Raw genomic sequence first — 20,305 nt, 5'->3', positions numbered from 1 at the left:
CTAAGCCCAAAAAGCGATCTAAGCTTAAAATTTGCAAAATAATAGTAAGCTTAGCCCATTTTTTACAAAGGTCTGAAATTTGAAAAGCATAATTTTAACGCTAGCGATCCTGGCGGTCGGATTTTATTTTTACTCGATAAATTTTATGGTCACGGTGCTGGCGATCAGCTTCCTCATCTTTTTCCACGAGCTGGGGCATTTTTTGGCGGCGCGGGCGCTGGGCGTGGGGGTGAACGTCTTTAGCGTGGGCTTTGGAGAAAAGGTCTTTACTAAGCGTATCGGCGCGACGCAGTATGCCATCAGCGCGATCCCTCTGGGGGGCTACGTGAGCCTTAAGGGGCAGGAGGATTTGGATCCCGCCGCGGCAAGCACGGACCCCGACAGCTACAACTCCAAAGGCCCAATCGCGCGCATAATCATACTTTTTGCGGGGCCGTTTTTTAACCTGCTGCTTGCGTTTTTGATCTACATCGCGCTGGGCTACATCGGCGTCGAAAAACTCGCACCAAAGGTCGGCAGAATTTCGCCAAATTCCGCCGCGGCAAGCGCAGGGCTGATGCTAAACGATGAAATTTTATCGATCGACGGCAAGCAGATCCGCGAGTGGGACGACATCTCAAGGCAGGTAACCGCAGCACCTCTAAACTTAGAAATCATGCGCGGCGGCGAGCGGCTGAGCCTGCAGCTCACGCCAAAGTTCGGCGAGAAAAAAACCATCTGGCGCGAGAGCATCAGAGTGCCGCTCATCGGCATTTCGCCCGATTACAACGCGACCGTGACGCTATATCACAAGGGCGCAAGCTCGCTTAGCTTCGCGTGGGATCAGACGGTAGAAGCGTCAAAGCTCATCTTAGTAGGGCTCGAAAAGCTCGCTAGCGGCGTCGTTTCGCCCAAGGAGATGGGCGGCATAGTCGCCATTACGGACATCACCTCAAAGGCGGTCGATTACGGCGCGGCGGTCTTGCTCGCGCTCGTGGCGCTAATATCGGTAAATTTAGGGCTTATCAACCTCTTTCCGATCCCAGCACTTGACGGTGGGCACATCGCGTTTAATCTCTTTGAGCTCATCTTCCGCCGCCCCGTGCCAAAGCGAGTATTCGTGGGTGCCAGCTACGTAGGTATGGGGATTTTGGCACTTTTGATGATATTTACGGTGCTGAATGATTTCGCTAGAATTTTGGGATTTTACAAATGAGGCTGGATGAAATTTTAAAGCGCATTGAGGCCGCGAAAGTAGGCGCAGGCGACGTGCAGCTAGTCGCGGTAAGCAAAAACGTAGGCACGGATGAGGTGCGCGAGCTGTATTCGCAAGGACAGATCGCATTCGGCGAAAACAGAGTGCAGGAGCTGAAGCGCAAAAGCGAGCTACTGCGCGAGCTACCGCTAAAGTGGCACTTCATCGGCACGCTACAAAGCAACAAAATCAATCAACTCATCGCTCTGCGCCCGACGCTGTGGCAGAGCTGCAACAGTTGCGAGCTCGCGCTTGCCGTAAATAAGCGGCTAACTTATCCGCTAGATACGCTGCTGGAGATCAACGCCGCGGGCGAGAGCTCCAAAACGGGGCTCGATAAAAACCGCGCGGTGGAGGAGTTTTTACGCATCAAGCAGGAGTGTAAAAATCTAAATTTAATCGGCGTGATGAGCATCGGAGCGCACGTGAGCGAGCCCGCGCAGATCGCGCGAAGCTTCGAGGTGAGCCGCGAGATCTTTGACGCGCTCGTACCGCACGGCGCGCGGATCTGCTCGATGGGGATGAGTGATGATTTTGAGCTCGCGATCAAATGCGGCTCGAACATGATCCGCCTGGGTAGAATTTTATACGCCTAAGCGCCGAAAGACGGGCTTTATCGCGCGAGCAAATTTATACCGCTTTTATTAGGCGGCGCGCTTGATTTGCCGCGCAAGCCAAATCGGGCGCGTAACTTGAAATTTAGCGCAATGCTTGATTTTACGTGCTACTTAAATTTAGCGCGTTATTAAAATTTTCGCGGCGCGGTAATGCGACATCAAATTTTAAACTTCTATAAAAATTTATTCGCAACGATGTAAATTTTAAAGACGCGGCGATATAAAATTATCCGTATAAAGACGGAATTTTAAAAGATGAAATTTCAAAGTAGCAGCAGCTAGCGTATGTCGCGCGCACGCTGGTTCAGGGCGCGAAAGTGATCTTTATGGACGAGCCGACCAACGGGCTGGACTTTGGCAATCAGATCAAGCTGCTCGAGATGATCAAGGCGCTAGGCGACGAAGGCTACACCTTCGTGCAGACGACGCACTACCCGCGGCATGCGAAGTTCGTTTCAAGCTTGACGCTGTTTATAAAAGACGGCGAAATTTTAGCTTTCGGGCGCAGCGAGCAGCTCATAAACGCCGAAAATATCTATAAAATTTACAGCATCAACTACGAAAGATATAAGGATAGATTATAAATTTTACGGGCGCGTAGCGCCGTTAAATTTAGCCGAATTAGGGTAAAATTGCGCGCATTATATGGTTTTCGGCGGCAAACGGCGCGCATTATAAAATGCTGTGTGGGTCGCGGCTGCGGCAATGTAAGCTGCAAACCGAATTGCTAGCGAGCAAAACGTCTAAATTTAAACGATAAATTTAAAAGGAAAATCATGACTCCGCGGGAGATATTTTTAAACGGCTGCAATGAGATTGCGGCAAATTTTACGGACTTCAAGCCCACGCAAAAGGGGCAAAAACTAACGAAGCTTGCAAGCGACAAGGAGATTTTATTTGAGATTTATTTTAGCTCCAGCATGCGCAATTACTCTGGCAGCGTGAGCATCCTGCCGCAGGTCGCGATCTACTGCAAGCGCCTAAAAAAGCTTATGCAAGAGGAGCTGTCCTACTCGACCGACCTTGTTTTCGTATCATATCTGGGCTATCTCACGCCGCGCAAGCAATTCCGCGACTGGCAGCTCGCGGGCGCTAGCTTTGAGCCCAGCGTGCAAGAGATTAGCGCGGCTATCAAGGATTACGCGCTGCCTATTTTTGAGCTTTTTGAGGACAAGCAAAAGGCGGTGGAGTTTATGACGCAACGCGGGGCTAAATTTAACAAAAATCTAAGCGCCTTCGATCTGTGTCCGATCTACTTTGTATATTATTTCGGCGGTAAGGACGCGGCGGAGGCGTTTTTTAACGTCTGCCTAAGCGATTGCATCTACAAAGGGCGATTTTATAAGCTTTATGAGGAGCTTGCAAACGGCGCGGAGGCGGATTTCGGCAGGAGTTCATTTTGGAGTGATACGGAGGCGAAATTTGCATTTGTAAAAGGACTTAGAATTTTAAATGGCTGAAGCTTTAATTCAAATTTTAATCGTAATTTTTAGCGTCTTGCTTCTGGGCGGGATTATTTGGACGCTCTTTTGCCGCAACCCTCGCAAGCTTAACCAACACCGGCTTGCCGCGATAGATGGGATAAGCGAAGCAGGCGCGGTAAAAAGGCTCTCCGTGCGACCGTTTTTGTTCTGGCTGAAGCGGTTTTTTATCTCGTGCGAGAGCCTTTGGTTCGATCAAAATTTCATCTACGTTTTTGACGGACAGAAGCTCTCGGCGAAGTATAAATTTGAGCAAATTTTAGAGCTTGAAGTTACAAAAATACGGATAAATCATGCTAGGATTTGGCGGATCAGCTTTGCAGGCGGCGCGAGCGAACTTGAACGCGGCAGCGCGGACAAACCCGAGCAAGACGGCGCGAGCGAGTATAAATTTGCACCCGCCGCTTCGATTTTTACGCCGAGCTTTAAAGAATTTTTGCAAATTTTACGCGAGAAAAACAGAGGCGCGATCAAGACGGAGCCGAGATTCTGGGAGACCGTTTAGCGCGGCAGAATTTTACAAAGCGGATTTGCAAAAAAATAGAAAAGGCGCGGAGCTTTCAGGCGCGATCGTCGCAAAGGGCGGCAAAAGCTACGCACGGAACCGCAAGAAGCGATAAATAGATAAAAGTGGGCAAAATGAAACGCTGGAGCAAACTTCAAAAACGGCTTTACGAGCTCGTGGATGAAAGCATTGATTTTAAGCTCCACTGCACGGTTTATAGGATGCAAAGCAGGCGCGGCAGCACGGATTTGCCGCGATATTTTATCACGCTTGCGGGCGAGATTATTTTTGACTACCCGAAGGATTTCGTGCTAAAAAGCGGCGGCGTAAAAAGCCTAGCACAGGGCACTCTAACGAAAATTTATCCGTATGGTAACGACATAAGCGACATCGGCGAGCTTATCCGCGAATATATCGATACGCCCAAAGAGGAGCTGTTTGCAAAGCACTTTGGTGCCGATGATTGGGGGCTTGCGAATATCCTAAAGGCCGCCGACAAACGCATCGGCAAAAGGAGGCTGCAAATTTTAGCCAAAAACAAGAAAAATCAAGCGATGCAAAAGGTGATAGCGGCCAGGCTGGGAGCTTTGCAATAAATTTGAGCGGTGATTTAAATGCGGAGCGAACAAGCGCGGACGACAGACTAAAAATTTTGATTTATGAGCGGACTTTTAAAATTTAACTGCGATCGTTCGGTGAAAATTTAAAGGATCGCGAAAATTTAAAGGATCGCAGGCAGGAAAAGCCTATAAAAGCGGGTATGCCTCGCTGCTTTTGCTCGACGGTTTAAAATTTTAAACAGTTTGAGTACGATATGAAAATTTACGTTAAAATTTAACGAAAAAACGGTGCGATCTGCCCGATAAATTCAGGAAAGGATAATTATGATTTTAGCTTCAAACTACAATGAGATCGACTTTGACGCGCTTTATAAGGCGCAAAAGGCAAAAAGCTCATTCGGCAAAAAGCTGGCCGAGCATTGGGATAAAAAGGCGCCGAGCTTCAACGAAGGCGTGATGAAAAGCGCCTACGCGCGCGAGTTTATAGACAAGGTCGATTTTACGGGTGCTTCTACGCTGCTTGATTTCGCATGCGGCGCGGGCGCGCTAAGCGTACTGGCGTCGGAAAAGGTGGATCAAATTTACGGCTATGACTTTTCGCCCAAAATGCTGGAATTCGCCCGCGAGAATGCTCAAACTTACGGCGCAAAAAACGCAAAATTTGCGCAAAAGGCCTTCGAGGACGACTGGTCGGACGTGCCTGCGTGCGATCTCGTTTTTGCTTCACGCTGCCTCGAGGTGGACGATCTAAAAGCCGCGCTTAAAAAGCTTCTTTCAAAGACCAAAAAGGCGCTTTACATCACTTTTAAGGTGGACGACAGCTTCGTGGATGATGAAATTTTGGATGCGATAGGACGCGAAGTGGAACAAAAGCCCGACTTCGTCTATCTTTTAAACATCCTGTTTCAAATGGGCTATCTGCCGAGCCTCAGCTATATCAAAGCCTGGTGTCACGGCGGCGGAGCGAAAAGTGCGGAGGAGTTTGTGCAAAAGACGCGCTGGAGGCTTGGCGGCGAGCTAAGCGAAACGGAGGAAGCGCGGCTGGCGGAGTATTTTAACAGCGGCAAATACGAGCCAAAGCGGGATTTTATGCACTGGGCATTTGTAGCTGTTGATAAGGCGCAAGCTCTAAATTTATAGCTCTTAATAAATTTCAAAATGGAGCAAATTTAGTGCTCGCTATTTGGCCGCCACCTCTGCTCCTCAAGGTCGATGTGATATAAAAACGTCCTAATGACCTCTTCGTCGATCTTTGGGTCTTTGTTTAGCTCACAAAGCGCCTTTCTTTGCTCCTCTAAAATTTTAAAATATCTCTGTCTTGCCTCGTCGCTGATCTCAAATTTTTTACTCTCAAGCTCGAAATTCCAAAACTCTTCAAACTTTTGAAATAAAAAATTCTCATCGCCCACAAATTTCTCTTTTTTAAATTTAAGCGAAGCCTCGGCAAGCGCCTTTATGATCTTGATCCTTGCAAGCTCATTTGGCATATGGTCGTTAAAGTCTGGAAATTTGACACTTTTTATGAGTAGCGGCAGAGTTAGTCCCTGAACTACGAGCGTTAGCAAGATAACTACAAAGGTGATAAACAAGATGAGGTCTCTATGCGGAAACGGCTCGCTACCAGCCATGGCAGGGATAGAAAGTGCTGCAGCCAGCGAGACTACGCCCCTCATGCCAGCCCAGCCGACGATAAATGGTGCGGCTTTGCCAGGGTTGCGATCGTCCGCCACGCTGATATAGCGCTTCATAAACATCGTGATATAAACGGCTCCATAAGATGCCATGAGGCGGATAACGATGAGTACAGCAGTGACCAAAACGCCGTAAGAGATCGCCTCAAATAGCGAGACGCCGCTACGCTTTAGCCCTGCTAAAATTTCAGGCAGGTCAAGGCCGATCATGGTAAATGCAAGGCCGTTTAGTAAGAAAATAAAGTTGTTCCAAACTGGCATCGCGTGGATCCTTGTTGAAGCGGTAAAAATTTCATTTCTTTTAGTCGAGAGATAAAGTCCGCCACAAACCACTGCTAAAACGCCGCTAGCGCCAAGCTCCTCAGCCAAGATATACATGATATAAGGCGTCGTGATCGTCATTATCGTGTCGCTGTTTTCATCAGTTGGCAAAATTTTATGTAAAAAATAAGCCGCAAGTGCCACTACAAGACCCACTAAAACGCCACCAGCCACCATCCACAAAAAGGTCGTTGCGGCCTTGTACCAGACAAACTGCCCAGTCGTGACCGCAACTGCGGCGAAGCGAAAGATGATGAGCGAGGAGGCGTCATTTAAAAGGCTCTCACCCTCCAAAATAGCGCTGATCCTGCGCGGTGTTTTTACAAATTTAAGGATCGCAGCCGTACTCACCGCATCTGGTGGCGAGACGATGGCGCCAAGCATAAAGCCAAGGGCGAGCGAGAAGCCGGGAATCACTAAATTTGCTATCAAAGCAACTGCTGCTGCGCTTATGAAAACCACGATAAAGGCGAAACTGCCGATCGTACGGCGCCATTTATAGAGCTCTTTTAGCGAGTTTGCCCACGCAGCCTCATAAAGAAGTGGCGGCAAAAATATGATGAAAATAAGCTCAGGATCTATCTTGATACTTGGTAAATTTGGCACGAAGTTAATGACAAGTCCACCAAGGACTAATAGCACTGGATAGGCGATCTTTAGGCGGTTTGAGACCATCACTAAAGCGATGATGATAGCTAGCAGTGCAAAAACTAGCAGTAAATGTTCGATCATTTTTGTCCTTTAAATTTCTTTTTTGTTGTTGCCTAGGCTATCTTTTGTGCCAAAGCTATCGATCAGGCATCTTTTGACCAAATTTGCGATAGATTTTCTTGAAATTTGGGCATTTTCGTTTTTAAATTTCTCTCCTTTTGCCCAGCTCGTGACCTCGTAGTCTATCTCATCAATGCCACTAAACCACTGCGGACGTATCAGCGTGTAGTCAAGAGCTTAGTTTTCTATGATCTTGGCTGAGTCTATGTATAAGCTTGGAGTGCGCCTATAACGTAGCCGCCAAGGCTTTCGCTAGCGCCTAAGAGCAAAATTTTCATATCTGCTCCTTAAGGCCAAGCAAATTTAATAGATTTAAAAAATGGCGGGGAGAGATTCGAACTCTCGGTGAGTTGCCCCGCACACGCTTTTCAGGCGTGCTCCTTAAACCGCTCGGACATCTACCTAGGTTTCGGGCGAAATTATATCTTGATTTGCTTAATGTTTAGCTTTTATAGCTTTAGTCCCAAGATAACGGCATATTTTTACTCATTATCCATCGGGGAATGCTAGGCGGCTCGCCCCATTTTTCAAAGCCAAATTTCAAAAATAGCCCAAGACTTGCTCTGCTTTGGCAAAAAATTTGCCGAGCATTGGAGCAAAAAGGTGCCCAGCTTCAACGATGGCTTGTTAAAACTAGCTATGCGAATGAATTTATAAGCAAGGTTGATTTTAACAGCGGCAAATACAAACCGAGGCAAGGATTTATGCACTGGGCATTCGTGCGAGTGGATAAAACGGATGAGCCTTAGTTTGGTTGCCTTATTTTATGAATGAAGCAAGATAAATTTTGAAGCTAAATTTAGCTAGAAATGAAGCGTAAATTTAGCCTGCCAAAAATTTTATCGATTAAATTGCGAGAGCCGGTAAGTATTCGCTTTTAAAAATTTAATGAGAAATCGGGGTCGCTTGTCTGCCAAAAAAGAAGCAAGCCAAAAAAACCCGCTTCATTAAATTTAAAACGCTACGGAGTAAAAAAGCAAAATTTGAGCTAAAATAACCGAGAAAGGCGGTAAAATGCAAACGCAAAAAGACAAAATCCCCGCGGACATCAGCCAAATTCCGCAAGAAATTTTAAAAAGCTACGATAGATTTCGCTTTTGTAGATATCTGCTTTTCGGGACACTTTTGACCTTCCTGATTTATATCGTCGTGTTTCTTACGTTTGTACATAATGCGCCCATAATGTCGTTTTTATGCATGCTCGCGCTATCTGCGATAAATATACTCGTCTGCCTAAACAGGCTGAAGTATAAAAAATATGCCCTGCTTTTATTTAGTGATGCAGATAAAGCCTTTATGCTTATATGGATACATGTGGCTGCGATATTTTACGTCCTTTATGCTTTAATCGGATTTTATTTACAGATAAAATATCACATAGACTGGGATACGCGTCAGATTATACCCGCTATTTTTATCGCTATTTTGATGGCGATAATAACATATAACGCAAATCCGGAATTTGACGCCGATGAGACCGTATATTTACCGGCACTAAAATCGCAAGCAAAAATCGGCGGAGTCATCGCTGATAAAATTTCTGGCGAGCAAAATTTTAACAAAATAAACGGCGAGGCGCAAGCTACCCAAGATGAAGCCGCTAAATTTGAGCAAAAATTTAATGACGCGAGCCTTGAAACAGAATCTATCCAAAGAAAAGAGGAGGCGCTAGAGTACGGCAAAGCTCTAGCACGAATTGCAAAAAATTTAAAGCAAAAATATCAACTTCACCGTTTGATCAGATTTGCTTTCGTGAGTTTTGCGACAACGGTTTTTTTGATTTTATTTTTATCGGATTCGTACGAATTACACTGGGCGTTTATAGTTAGCGCCGTTTGCACGATTATATTTTTCTTTTCAAAGCGCAGATACAGCAAACTTTTCGTAGAAAATCCCGAAAAAAGCAATACGATTTTCGCGATAGAAAATTTTGCGATTGTGACATTGGTTTTGTATTATCCCATTATGGCTATAGCGTTATGGCTTGCCGGCGGCGGTAGTGAATCTAGCGATATAGGGCTATTTTTTGGCTTATTTTATCTTCTAGCAGTGACGCCTGTGTCCGTTATTACTACCCTTGTTTGCCTAGCACGCAACTTAAGCGTTTATAAAGAGATAAAAGAGTGAAATTAGTAAAATTTAAACGAATTTTTAAATAACTTTATCGCTCAAATATATTTCATCAGCTCCTTGTCGGAGTATCCCTTTGCTGTGGAATGACAGCTTAAATTTAGAATTTAAATCAATCCAAAGCAGAGCACTTTGAGTCTTTAAATTTGCAAGCCCACCATCTTTAAATATATCTATTATCTGCGTTCATTAAAACGCTTCAAATTAGCCGAATGTAGAAGCAAGAATAAAGAAGCGTGGATATTTTAGACATAGCAAATGCGTTTAAATTTGATCTTAAACGCTCAAGGCTACTGCGTTAGCTTGCATTTCAGCGCCTCTTGTAAAAGCGCATTGGCTACTACTCTCTCCTTTTTTACAAAGATAAAATTTTCGCCGTATTCGCTCTGCAGCTCGCTTTGCGGATCGGCGCCCGTATGCATCACTATGATATTTGCTTTTAAATTAGAGCCGTTTAGCATCTTAGCGACGATGTCGAGCTTTTGCTGATTTGCGATCGTTAGGATGATGACCGACGCATCGCGCGCATGTAGCTCGTCGATCGCAGTTTTTTGCATTATATTTACAAAGTATATGTTCTCTCCGCGCGATTTGCCCAGATCCACAAGCTCTAAATCGCTCTCGGCGACTACGTATAGCAGCCCCTGATCTTTAAGGCGCAACACCACCTCCTGCCCTATCCTGCCGTAGCCTGCTACAATGATGTGATTTTTCATCGGCGGGATTTGAGTTTTATGCTCCTCATCCTCGAGCTTTTCGACCTTGGACTCGAAACGGTTGGCGATTTTGTTTAAATTCTTAAGAATAAACGGCGTTAAAATCATAGTCGCGGTTACGACTGTAATTAAAATTTGCCCGTTTTCCTTACTTAGCATATCGCGGCTCATCAGTAGCGAAAAGATCGCAAGCGCAAACTCACCTATCTGGCATAGCGATAGCGCCGCTTTTAGCGCTATCCTTTTGCCGGTCGAGAGAAATAAGATCGCGTAAATCACTACCGTTTTAAGCGCCATTATAACGATAATAGCGAGCAGGATTAGCCCATAGTGCGAGACGATGACTTCAAAATTTATCTGCATGCCAATCGTGATAAAAAAAAGTCCCAGCAGTATGTCTCGAAACGGTGTCAGATCGGCCTCTATCTCGTGTTTATACTCGGTTTCTGCGATGAGCATACCCGCGATGAATGCGCCCAGCGTGTATGAAAAGCCAAAAACATGCGCCAAAAAGCTAGCCCCCACGACGGTAAAAAGGATGGTCGCGATGAAAATTTCTTTAGAATTTGTCCTTACGACGTAGTAGAGGAAGCGGTTAAAAGCAAATTTACCGAGCACGAAAAGGATCACTACCACTATGGCGGCGCTTACGGCGGTTTTTAAGATTAGATAGTTCACGGGGGTATTGTCAGTCGAGCCGAATATGTCAAACATCAGTAAAATGGGAATGACAGCGAGGTCTTGAAAGAGCAGGATCCCAAGCACCTTGCGCCCGTAGTTTTGGTTGATTTCGCCTGTTTCGTTGAGCGTTTTTAGCACGATCGCCGTAGAACTAAGCGCGAGCGCAAGCCCGATAATCATCACCGTTTTTATGTTTCCGCCGAAAGCTTGATCGATGATGAGCGCTAGAATAATACCGGTGCCGAGTACTTGGAGTATGCCATTAAAAAACACGTCCTTTTTCATACTCATCAGGTGATGGAAGCTAAACTCAAGCCCGATGGTAAACATCAAAAAGACGATGCCAAATTCCGCCAGCTCAGACATATGGGCGTTTTCGACACTGCTTAAGCTATAGATCTGCGAAAAGCACACGCCCGCGACGATATAGCCGATGATGGTGGGAATTTCAAAAATTTTAAAGACGATATTTAGCACTATCGCAAGCGCCGTGATCGCAAGAAATAGCTCTATAACAAGCTCCATTAACTCCCTTTTTTGTAAGATTATACGTAAAATTTAGCGCTAAATTTATTGTAAATTTTACATATCCGCGACCATTTACCGGAGGCGATAATCGATGAAATTTTATCTTTTATATAAATTTACGGGTAAATTTTATAATGTGATTTTACTAAAATCCCGCTTAAAAATAGAGAAATTATGTCGCACTTTATCGCTAAATTTAGAGGCTCGCGACAAAATTTTAAAATCTAACGCGGCTTGGAATTTTAAATTTTAAAGCTAAATTATATAAGACGGCTTTTAAATTTAATCGCAAGAAAATTTACCCAGGTTTGTTTGGCGCGACTTTAAATTTGACGCGAAATTTAACGCGCCCACAAATCCTCTCTGAAAATCAAAATTTATCGCTTGAATCTACGCTTGCGAGGTGATCTTGCTTTTTGATAGCATTAAAATTTCAGCTTATAGCGCCAAGATCCGATTTTTGCTGAGCTTTAAAATCTTTATCTCGAAAACCTTAATCTGTCTCTCCGCCAAGCTCTAAAATTCTAGCCCGCAGCTCCTCGATCTCGCGCTCATACTCGGCGATCCTTTCTTGCAGGCGAAAGATCACGTCCACGCCCGCAAGATTGACGCCTAGCTCCTTTGTAAGGTTTAAAATCATGCGTATGCGATCCATATCATGTGCCGAGTACAGGCGCATCTTGCCCTCCGTGCGCCCCGGGCTTACGAGTCCTTCGCGCTCATATTGCCGCAGCGTCTGCGGATGGATATCTAGGACCTTCGAGACTATCGATATGAGATAAACCGGCTCATCGTAATCATGCATTTTGATGCCTCCTTATAGCTTTTGCAGTGCGGCTTTGATGTCCTCGCCCAGCGAATCGACGTCTGGCAAAATGACATTTACCACCGCGTATAGATCGCCTAAAATTTTACTCTTGCGGTTTTGCACGCCATAGCCTTTTAAGCGGTATTTCTGCCCGTTTTTGGTATTTTTTGCGATCTTTATCGTTGCGCTTTTGCTTGGCGTCGAAATTTCTACCTTTCCGCCAAACATCGCCGTTTTCAAAGGAATGTCAATCTTTTTGAAAAGATCGTCGCCTTCGCGGCTATACTCGGTACTTGGCGCGATTTTTATCTCTAAAATCAGATCGCCGCTTTGAGCGCCTGATTTTTGTCCCTTGCCCCTTATGCGCAGCTTCTCGCCCGCATTGATGCCCGCGGGTACTTTAAATTTAATCGTCTCGCCACTTACGCGCACGCTCATCTCGCCACCTTGTATCGCGGTTTCAAAAGGAATTTCAATCGAGCTGTGCGTATCTAGGCTCTGCACGCCGCCAAATCCGCTACCGAAACTACTGCCGCTAAAGCCACTAAAACCCTCGCCACCACCGAAAGAGCTGAAACTAAATCCGCCGCGCGAGCCTGCGCTTTTTGCGCCGAAGGAGCCGCCGAAAATGCTGTTTAGGATGTCGTTTAGATCGCCCATGTTTGCCGAACCCTGCGCGAAATCGTGAAAATTCTGCCCGCCGAACATCTCATCGCCATGGCGGTCGTACTGCGCGCGCTTTTTCTCGTCGCTTAAAATTTCATACGCAGCGTTAATCTCTTTAAATTTATCCTCAGCTCCTGGTTCTTTATTGATATCCGGGTGATACTTGCGAGCTAACCTGCGGTAAGCTTTTTTAATCTCCTCGGCGCTTGCTGATTTATCTACGCCTAAGGTTTCGTATAAACTGCTTGTGCTTGCCATTTTAATCCTTAAAATCTTAAAATTTATGTAGATTATATCATAAAACTTTAGTGAGTGTCAATCAAGTTTGCTAAATTCTATTTATAAATTTTAATTTTGCATTAAGAATATATTAGCGGACAAAATTTATAATTCCGCCAAAATTTCATTATCACAAAGGAAGCAAAAATGAAAAAATCGATCATCATATCGATAGCTTTAGCAGGTGCGCTTTTTGGCGCCAGTATCGACATTAAAGAAGCTCCAAGCAATTATGAGCGCGTAAATCCTGGCTTTAATCAAGACGTGGTGCTTTCATATCACAGCTCGCTTGCGGACGTAAAAAAATCCGTCGTCAATATTGCAACTAAAACCAAGATCAAAGCGGGCAATAGCCCGATGTCGCAGATGTTTGACGATCCGTTTTTTAAGCAATTTTTCGACTTTGACATTCCGCAACAGCAGGAGCGCGAGGGAAGCTCGCTAGGCTCTGGCGTTATCATCTCCGAAGACGGCTATATTGTCACAAATAATCACGTAATAGAAAATGCCGACGAAATCGTAGTTACGCTATTAGAAGGCGATAAGGAATATAAAGCCAAGGTAATCGGCACCGACCCTAAAACCGACCTTGCGATCATCAAAATCGACGAAAAAAATCTCTCTGCGGTTAAATTTGCCGACTCGTCCAAGGCTATGGAGGGCGACATTGTATTTGCTATCGGAAATCCTTTCGGGGTGGGCGGCACCATCACTCAAGGTATAATCTCGGCGCTAAATAAAAACAATATCGGGCTAAATCAATACGAAAATTTCATCCAAACCGACGCTTCGATCAATCCTGGTAACTCAGGCGGTGCGTTAGTGGATAGCCGCGGTGCGCTTTTAGGGATAAATTCCGCTATTTTAAGTCGCGGCGGCGGAAATAACGGCGTAGGCTTCGCGATCCCTTCAAATATGGTAAAAGAGATCGCAGAAAAGCTCATCACAAACGGCAAGATCGAGCGTGGCTTTATAGGCGTTACGATCTCAGATATGTCTAAAGATCAAAAAGAGCTCTATGAAAGCAAAGAGGGCGCGCTAATCTCAAGTGTCGAAAAAGACATGCCTGCCGATAAAGCAGGCATCAAGCGCGGCGATTTGATTACCAAAATAAACGGCAAATCTATCAAAAACGCCAACGAGCTAAAAAATTTAATCGGCTCAATGGCTCCAGGAAGCTCAGTGGATGTAGAATTTGAACGCGACGGCAAAAGCAAGAGCACCACTATCAAGCTAGACGCGATGAAATCCGACTCCACCACCTTAAGCTCAGCCGGCGAGGACTCAAAAAGCGCAATAGAGGGGCTAAAGCTAAGGACGTTAAATGATAGCTTACGCCGCAAATATAACCTCGACGACGATGTCTCGGGCGCCCTCGTCTTAAACGTAAAAGATGGCTCAAAAGCCGATGATTACGGCTTTGAGGTAGGCGACGTGATCATCCAAGTCGGTCAAAACGATGTCAAAAGCTCGGACGATTTCGATCGATATATCAAAGATTACAAGGGCAAGAAAACCCTAGTTTGGGTTATCAGACGCGGAATTCCGCAAGGTCTTGTAATCCGCTAAAGCTTGGTCTACCAAGCTTATCTGCGAGAAACACGTAAGCGTTAAAATTTAACCGCGGCAAGCCCAGCTCAAAGCATTAGCGGAGCTTGCGAGTAAGCCAGCAGATCTTTTGAGGTTTTGGACTTTTTGACAAGCGAGATTTCGAGCTTTCGAGCGTAAGAGATACATAAACTATAAAAATGGGCTTTTGGCGAGCATTAAAATGCTGCCGAAAGCCCTCTGTTATTTCAAGCATCTCTGAAAGCCCTTTGCTATTTCAAAACACCGCTAAAAGCCCAGATTTTTCGCTTGAAATTCTTAGAATTTTGCTTTTGTTTTCACTTGGAATTTTTAAAATTTAACCCTCCACGCCGCTACTTTATCGTTTTTATCGCCTCGTCTGGGACTGCTTTAAAATTTTAATCTCTTTGCTAACAACATACCGCAGAAGTATGTGCTTCTAGCCTGGACTTCAAATTTTAATTCCTCTTGTATATTACTTCACTTTAAATTCTACAAATCCAAATTTTATAAAATCTATGTCCTACCCTACTTCTCATTATCAGAAACTGCTGCCTTTTTATTCTAGCGCTTTTCTCGCAGCGTCACTTCTTGGGAATTCCGCTGGCTAAATTTTAAAGTCGGAATTTTAAAATTCCATCATTTTGTAACCACCATTTTTCGTTTAAGCTTCGATAACAAAAATAAGCTGAAATTTTACTTTATTATCGAAAACGTTACATTACGATACCGATTTTTTCGCATTAAGCTACCTTTTATTAGAAATTGTATTAAATTTATTGTAAATAGGTATTTTTATAGTATAATGGATAGTTTTTATTTTTTACGAAGGATTACAACTATGAAGGAGATCAAAATCCCAATTATCTCAGGGCTGAGCATCGCTGCTACGCTAGCATTGATGCCTATACAGGTCTTAGCCAAAGACGGGCAGGTAACCGTTAAAGACACAAACGGACATCCAGGTAACTTTTACAATTCATCAGGTAAAAATTTCTCAGGTGGCTTTGAAAGCTCCGTAGGCACTTACGGTCAAAACGATAATAATATCGTAACGATAAAAGGCGTTAATAGCGGCGGTCAACCTATGTGGGATTATACGATTTACGGTGGAGGCAACGGTGACGGCACTCCTACAACCCCACCTTTTTATTATAAGCAAACTAGCGCAGCTGAAAATAATACGCTTAATGTTGAAAGTGGTGCTACGGTAGCAGTACTTGTGGGCGGCGAAGGAAAAGGTGCGAAAAATAATACTGTCAACTTGATTGACGCAGATGTGAATAATGTCGTGCTTGGTGGTAACGGTACGTGGTACGGTCAAGCAGATAGCAGTGGAGATGCTACCTATAATATCGTAAATATCAGCGGTTCTACGCAAGTTAAATATAATAATTTTACAAATTTTAATAGCACATCGGTAATGGGTGGTAGAGCAACAGGCACACATCAAGCAAATAATAACGAAGTAAATATTAGTGGAACACCTACTATCGCTGGTAGAATTGCGGGTGCTGCGGTAGAAAACGGCAATGCCGAAGGTAATAAGGTTACTATAACCGGCGCCGTTACGCTCGGCAACGGCAATACTACCGTTAACGGCGTAATCTCTTCGGTCAGCAATGCCGCTACTTTAAAAGACAATACCGTTACGTTCGATAATGAGAATGCAAAGATGATAGGCAATGCCGGCGTATTTGGTGCAAATGGCAACAACGCCGGTATACATGATCCCGCGGGAAAAGCTACTGCCGAAGGCAACGGCGTGATACTCAGAAACGGAAGTATTGAAAGCGACGGCGGTATGGCAGGCTCGTATATGGTTACGACATCTAAAAATAACTACTCGAATATTAGCGGCGGCTATGTGCGTGCATATGTTTATGGAGGTTACTCCAGAGCGGACGGATATACGAGCGAAAACGACCATGTTATTATGAGTGGCGGTAAAGTTGACGGCGGCGTTTACGGTAACTGGAATTTGAAAGGTAGCATAAAAAACGGCTACGTAACGATGAGCGGCGGCGAAGTAGGAGCTAGCGACGGCGTTTACGGCGGTTGGAGCGATGTCGCAGGAGGCGATGTTACCGAAAGCCACGTCGATATTAGCGGAACCGCTAAGATAAATGGAAGAGTCGTCGGCGGACGAAGTGATGCTAAAAACGTTACGAAATCCTATGTAACCGCTACAGGCGGAACGATCGGTAAGGAAGCAATCGGCGGCGAAGGCAAAACCGGCGCTTCCGAAAATAAAATAACCGCAACCGGCACGACTTTTAAAAAGAGCGTTATCGGCGGAAAAAGCTCTAACGGCGCCGTAACCGACAGTAGAGTATTTTTGACTAGCTCCAAAGTCGGCGAGAATATTTACGGCGGCAATGCCACGGGCGGAAAAGCGGAAGATAACCACGTCAAACTTAGAGGAAATAACGTCGTAACCGGTGAAATTTACGGCGGCACATCCACTACTAACGATGCTTCAAGAAATATCGTAGATATAGAAGACGGCGAAGTAGGCGGTACGATTTTTGGCGGAAGAGGCGTAAATTCGTTTAATAATACCGTAAATTTAACCCGTACTCACGCTAAAAATCAAGTCAACGGCGGCGGCGTTAATACGAGCGGCGGTAGTGCCCACGATAATAAAATAACCTTAGACGGCGCTAAGGTGGACGGCATCGTAAGTGGCGGCCAAGCTAATAGCGGAGATGCCGCAAAAAATATCGTAACGGCGCAAAATAACTCAAAAATAAATTCCGTTATCGGCGGTCAGTCTTCAAGCGGAGCCGCTAAATTAAATGAGGTACATTTAAGCGATAGCGCCGTGACGAAAGAAATTTACGGCGGATATAGCATAAGCAATAACGCAGAGGAAAATGTCGTAAATTTAACGAATACTACCGCGAATGATGAAGTCTACGGCGGATTAAGCTCACAAAAAGCTGCCGATAAAAATACTGTAAAATTAAACGGCGGCGAAGCTAAAAAGAACATTTGGGGCGGATACGGTCGCACCGGTACCTCGCAAAACACCGTGACAATAGAGGGAGGCGCACAGGTAGCGGGCAGCGCACTGGGCGCAGAGGCGACGGCAGGCAGCGCAACCAATAACACGGTAAACGTCGATAGCGGTAAAGTTACCGGCGACGTAAAAGGTGCAAAAGCTAGCGGCTCTGCAACCAATAACACTGTAAATTTAAAAGGCACAGCTAGAGTTGACGGTAACGTCTATGCTGCAGATGCAAGCAGCGGTAGCGGCAACAGCGTAAATTTTCATAGCGGAAGCGTAGGAGGAACGATATATGGTCTATCTAATACAAGCGGCACCAACAATAGCCTAAACGTATATAACGCCTCTGCTCAAAAAACCGCAGGCGATATAGCAAATCTTAACGTATTAAACTTCGACGGAATTTCAAGCGCCAACGGCAACGCTGCAACTGCAGCTTTAAATTTAAATGCAGGCTCAACTACCGATATTAATAACGCCAAATTCCAATTAGATGGCACTGATTATAATGTAGATACTTACGCGATAGGCGACGGCGAGAAGCGCTATCTGATCCATAATGAAAACGGATTTACGGGCTTTGACGAAACGCAAACGACTAAGCGCACTGATAACGTATTTACGATCAAAAATGCCACTACCTACTCGATGAATTTAAAGGGTCTAATGAAAGATGATGACGGAAAATCCATCGTAATCCAAGGTAAAAAGAAAACCGACCGCACTATCACTGGAGCATTTGATAACGACGAAATCACTAAATACTCCGGTCCTGCAGGCGATCCTACTATTGACGTAGGTGAAGATCCAAATGCACCGCAGAATTTCGGCGGACTAGATATCGATACAAATAACGTTCCTAACGCCACGATAAATCTAGTAAGCGGTGATGATATCGGCGAGATAAGAGCCAATAGCGACGATACGATAAACGTAGGTAAAGATAGCAACAATCCACTAGTACCTGGTAAAATTACAGCTAAAAATATATCTGGTGCAGGTAAGCTAAATTTCAACGTTCCAGACGGTTTTTCAGGCAGCGATACTGCGTTAACTTTAACAGATGGTAATCCTACCGATCTAAGCGGTACTAAAATTAGCGTAAATTCTGATAAATTAGCCGATAATACGCAATATACGCTAATCAATAAAACAAATGGAACGATCAATCAGCTTGATCGCACTATCCAAAAAGATCAAGTCTATACTATCAAGAACGCAAACGAATATAGCTTCGTAGGAGAAAGCTATAAAACCGATGCAAGCCTCAAAAAGTTACAATATTCGAAAGGCACACAGACTAGAAACTGGGATGGAGAATTCGACTATGGCGAAACCGAACTCAATAAAATTACCAATGCAGCAAATAACGGTCACTCACTTGATAGGAATAAAAACAATACTGTCATCATTGATGCCAATGCGGGCAATCTAAATGGTAAGAAAATTTACGGCGGAAGCACTGCGACGGGCGACACCTTAGATATCCACGACAATACGGTAGAGATCAATGGCGGAACAAATATTGGCGATGTCATCGCAGGTAATAACGCTAGCTCAAGCGGTAAAGTCAGCAATAACGTTATAAATTTTAATGCAGGCGCATTATCGGGCAAGCTCTATGGCTCTGACGATGCATCTAACGCAAGAGGCAATAATAGTGACAACACCCTAAACGTAAATAACGCCTCTACTCAAAAAACCGCAGGCGATATTAAGAATTTCAATGCTCTTAACTTCAACGGAGTTACCGCAGCTGCTAATGGAGCTATCGATAAGGCTGCTTTAAATTTAACTACTAATGCCAATACAGACATTAATAACGCTAAATTTAAGTTAAACGGCGAAGAGTACAACGTAAATAAAGATACCTACGGCTCTTTAAATATAGAGGAGGGTAAGGAGTATCACCTTATCCGCAATGCTGGCAATACCTTTACGAATTTTACCGAAAAGGCTAAGCAAACGACCAGTGAGTTTACGCTTAGAAATTCTACCACCTACGATATAATGCTAAAAGGCCTAATTAAGAGCAGCGACGATCAATCTATCTTGATTCAAGGAAACAAGCTTACTTCAAGAAAAATTTCCAATGACGGCAAATTCGACGGCGGAGAGATCAATAAATACGGAAATATCCCAAATCCTGTAATAAACGTAGTTAACGAAGATCCTTCTAATCCTACAGATTTTAACGGCTTAGATATCGACGGCGGCAACAACTCTACCGTAAATTTAACCGGCGGCAATAATATCGGAAATATCACCGGCGGAGCTGGAAGCACTCTAAACGTGGGTAAAGATACTACCAATCCGGCAGCTCCTAATTCGATCACTGCCAAGAATATCGGAGGATTTGACGATATCAATATCTTTATGCCACCTACCGTTAAAGACGGCGATTCGATGATTAAGCTTACCGATCCTACAGCCAATACTGATCTAAGCAATATGAGAGGTAAGATCACCGCTTACGTTAGTGGCAATACTGACGTAGGAGATACCAGCACTATCCATCTGATTGATAAGCAAGGAAGCGGACGATTACTACTTCCTGATCCTTCGCATCTACAAACCAGGGTTCAGCAAGGCGCTACCATAGATTATGAAACATATGCTATGGTAGATGCAAACGGAAGAGCTTTAGATCTTAGATTTAGCGGCAAAAGAAGGGTAAAAGACGATACCAAATCCTTCGCAGAAACCCGTGCCGCAAGCTTAGCCAGCTTAAAGAGCGG

Annotated in this window: 15 protein-coding genes; 10 read left to right on the top strand and 5 right to left on the bottom strand. The window is 44.6% G+C overall.

Annotated elements, in window-relative coordinates:
- The first annotated feature begins 79 nt into the window (after positions 1–79).
- From rseP to Q0380_RS00150, 7 genes are all read left to right on the top strand, one after another.
- Positions 80–1,195 carry an RIP metalloprotease RseP gene (gene rseP, locus Q0380_RS00180; protein ID WP_298958684.1) on the top strand — a complete coding sequence of 372 codons (1,116 nt, stop codon included), beginning with the start codon at positions 80–82 and terminating at the stop codon, positions 1,193–1,195.
- The gene (locus Q0380_RS00175) at positions 1,192–1,830 is read left to right on the top strand and encodes a YggS family pyridoxal phosphate-dependent enzyme (protein WP_298958681.1); all 639 of its coding nucleotides are present in this window, start codon (positions 1,192–1,194) and stop codon (positions 1,828–1,830) included. The genes rseP and Q0380_RS00175 overlap by 4 nt, the downstream gene beginning before the upstream one ends.
- A 338-nt stretch (positions 1,831–2,168) precedes the next feature.
- Entirely contained in the window at positions 2,169–2,435 is a 267-nt protein-coding gene (locus tag Q0380_RS00170; protein ID WP_297924357.1) for an ABC transporter ATP-binding protein, read from the top strand.
- A gap of 192 nt (positions 2,436–2,627) precedes the next feature.
- Positions 2,628–3,311, top strand: coding sequence for a hypothetical protein (locus Q0380_RS00165; RefSeq protein ID WP_298958677.1), 684 nt, complete (start codon positions 2,628–2,630; stop codon positions 3,309–3,311).
- Entirely contained in the window at positions 3,304–3,837 is a 534-nt protein-coding gene (locus Q0380_RS00160; RefSeq protein ID WP_298958673.1) for a hypothetical protein, read from the top strand. The genes Q0380_RS00165 and Q0380_RS00160 overlap by 8 nt, the downstream gene beginning before the upstream one ends.
- A gap of 134 nt (positions 3,838–3,971) precedes the next feature.
- Positions 3,972–4,433, top strand: a complete 462-nt coding sequence (locus Q0380_RS00155; RefSeq protein WP_298958670.1) for a hypothetical protein — start codon at positions 3,972–3,974, stop codon at positions 4,431–4,433.
- Between the two features lie 288 nt (positions 4,434–4,721).
- Complete coding sequence (locus Q0380_RS00150) at positions 4,722–5,537, top strand: class I SAM-dependent methyltransferase (protein ID WP_298958667.1); 816 nt, start codon at positions 4,722–4,724, stop codon at positions 5,535–5,537.
- 29 nt (positions 5,538–5,566) lie between these two features.
- Here Q0380_RS00150 and Q0380_RS00145 read toward each other — a convergent pair whose 3' ends face one another.
- Both Q0380_RS00145 and Q0380_RS10460 read right to left on the bottom strand, forming a co-directional pair.
- Positions 5,567–7,141, bottom strand: coding sequence for a Na+/H+ antiporter (locus Q0380_RS00145; RefSeq protein ID WP_298958664.1), 1,575 nt, complete (start codon positions 7,139–7,141; stop codon positions 5,567–5,569).
- A 9-nt stretch (positions 7,142–7,150) separates the two neighbouring features.
- Positions 7,151–7,342: a hypothetical protein gene (locus tag Q0380_RS10460; protein WP_366806591.1), complete on the bottom strand. Its 192-nt coding sequence runs from the start codon at positions 7,340–7,342 to the stop codon at positions 7,151–7,153.
- An 852-nt stretch (positions 7,343–8,194) separates the two neighbouring features.
- Between Q0380_RS10460 and Q0380_RS00140 the strand changes: the two genes are divergently transcribed.
- A complete protein-coding gene (locus Q0380_RS00140) occupies positions 8,195–9,307 on the top strand; it encodes a hypothetical protein (protein WP_298958661.1) in 1,113 nt (370 codons plus the stop codon).
- A gap of 293 nt (positions 9,308–9,600) precedes the next feature.
- Here Q0380_RS00140 and Q0380_RS00135 read toward each other — a convergent pair whose 3' ends face one another.
- The 3 genes from Q0380_RS00135 to Q0380_RS00125 all read right to left on the bottom strand — a co-directional run bounded on the left by Q0380_RS00135 (position 9,601) and on the right by Q0380_RS00125 (position 12,967).
- Positions 9,601–11,232, bottom strand: a complete 1,632-nt coding sequence (locus Q0380_RS00135) for a cation:proton antiporter (RefSeq protein WP_298958658.1) — start codon at positions 11,230–11,232, stop codon at positions 9,601–9,603.
- A gap of 496 nt (positions 11,233–11,728) precedes the next feature.
- Positions 11,729–12,040: a helix-turn-helix transcriptional regulator gene (locus Q0380_RS00130; protein WP_005870178.1), complete on the bottom strand. Its 312-nt coding sequence runs from the start codon at positions 12,038–12,040 to the stop codon at positions 11,729–11,731.
- A gap of 12 nt (positions 12,041–12,052) precedes the next feature.
- Complete coding sequence (locus Q0380_RS00125; RefSeq protein ID WP_298958655.1) at positions 12,053–12,967, bottom strand: DnaJ C-terminal domain-containing protein; 915 nt, start codon at positions 12,965–12,967, stop codon at positions 12,053–12,055.
- Between the two features lie 168 nt (positions 12,968–13,135).
- On the opposite strand from Q0380_RS00125, the gene Q0380_RS00120 reads away from it, so the two are divergent.
- A complete protein-coding gene (locus tag Q0380_RS00120; RefSeq protein ID WP_298958652.1) occupies positions 13,136–14,557 on the top strand; it encodes a Do family serine endopeptidase in 1,422 nt (473 codons plus the stop codon).
- 841 nt (positions 14,558–15,398) lie between these two features.
- Positions 15,399–20,305 (top strand): hypothetical protein (locus Q0380_RS00115; RefSeq protein WP_298958650.1); only part of this gene is annotated, 4,907 nt, incomplete at its 3' end.

Source organism: uncultured Campylobacter sp. (assembly GCF_937959485.1).
GTDB lineage: Bacteria > Campylobacterota > Campylobacteria > Campylobacterales > Campylobacteraceae > Campylobacter_B.
This window is presented reverse-complemented; position numbering and strand designations above follow the sequence as displayed.

What these genes read in the sequence shown, in the direction of transcription:
- Q0380_RS00175 (WP_298958681.1), top strand. Translation starts at nt 1,192, where the DNA reads ATGAGGCTGGATGAAATTTTAAAGCGCATTGAGGCCGCGAAAGTAGGC.
- Q0380_RS00165 (WP_298958677.1), top strand. Translation starts at nt 2,628, where the DNA reads ATGACTCCGCGGGAGATATTTTTAAACGGCTGCAATGAGATTGCGGCA.
- Q0380_RS00160 (WP_298958673.1), top strand. Translation starts at nt 3,304, where the DNA reads ATGGCTGAAGCTTTAATTCAAATTTTAATCGTAATTTTTAGCGTCTTG.
- Q0380_RS00155 (WP_298958670.1), top strand. Translation starts at nt 3,972, where the DNA reads ATGAAACGCTGGAGCAAACTTCAAAAACGGCTTTACGAGCTCGTGGAT.
- Q0380_RS00150 (WP_298958667.1), top strand. Translation starts at nt 4,722, where the DNA reads ATGATTTTAGCTTCAAACTACAATGAGATCGACTTTGACGCGCTTTAT.
- Q0380_RS00145 (WP_298958664.1), bottom strand. Translation starts at nt 7,141, where the DNA reads ATGATCGAACATTTACTGCTAGTTTTTGCACTGCTAGCTATCATCATC.
- Q0380_RS00140 (WP_298958661.1), top strand. Translation starts at nt 8,195, where the DNA reads ATGCAAACGCAAAAAGACAAAATCCCCGCGGACATCAGCCAAATTCCG.
- Q0380_RS00135 (WP_298958658.1), bottom strand. Translation starts at nt 11,232, where the DNA reads ATGGAGCTTGTTATAGAGCTATTTCTTGCGATCACGGCGCTTGCGATA.
- Q0380_RS00130 (WP_005870178.1), bottom strand. Translation starts at nt 12,040, where the DNA reads ATGCATGATTACGATGAGCCGGTTTATCTCATATCGATAGTCTCGAAG.
- Q0380_RS00125 (WP_298958655.1), bottom strand. Translation starts at nt 12,967, where the DNA reads ATGGCAAGCACAAGCAGTTTATACGAAACCTTAGGCGTAGATAAATCA.
- Q0380_RS00120 (WP_298958652.1), top strand. Translation starts at nt 13,136, where the DNA reads ATGAAAAAATCGATCATCATATCGATAGCTTTAGCAGGTGCGCTTTTT.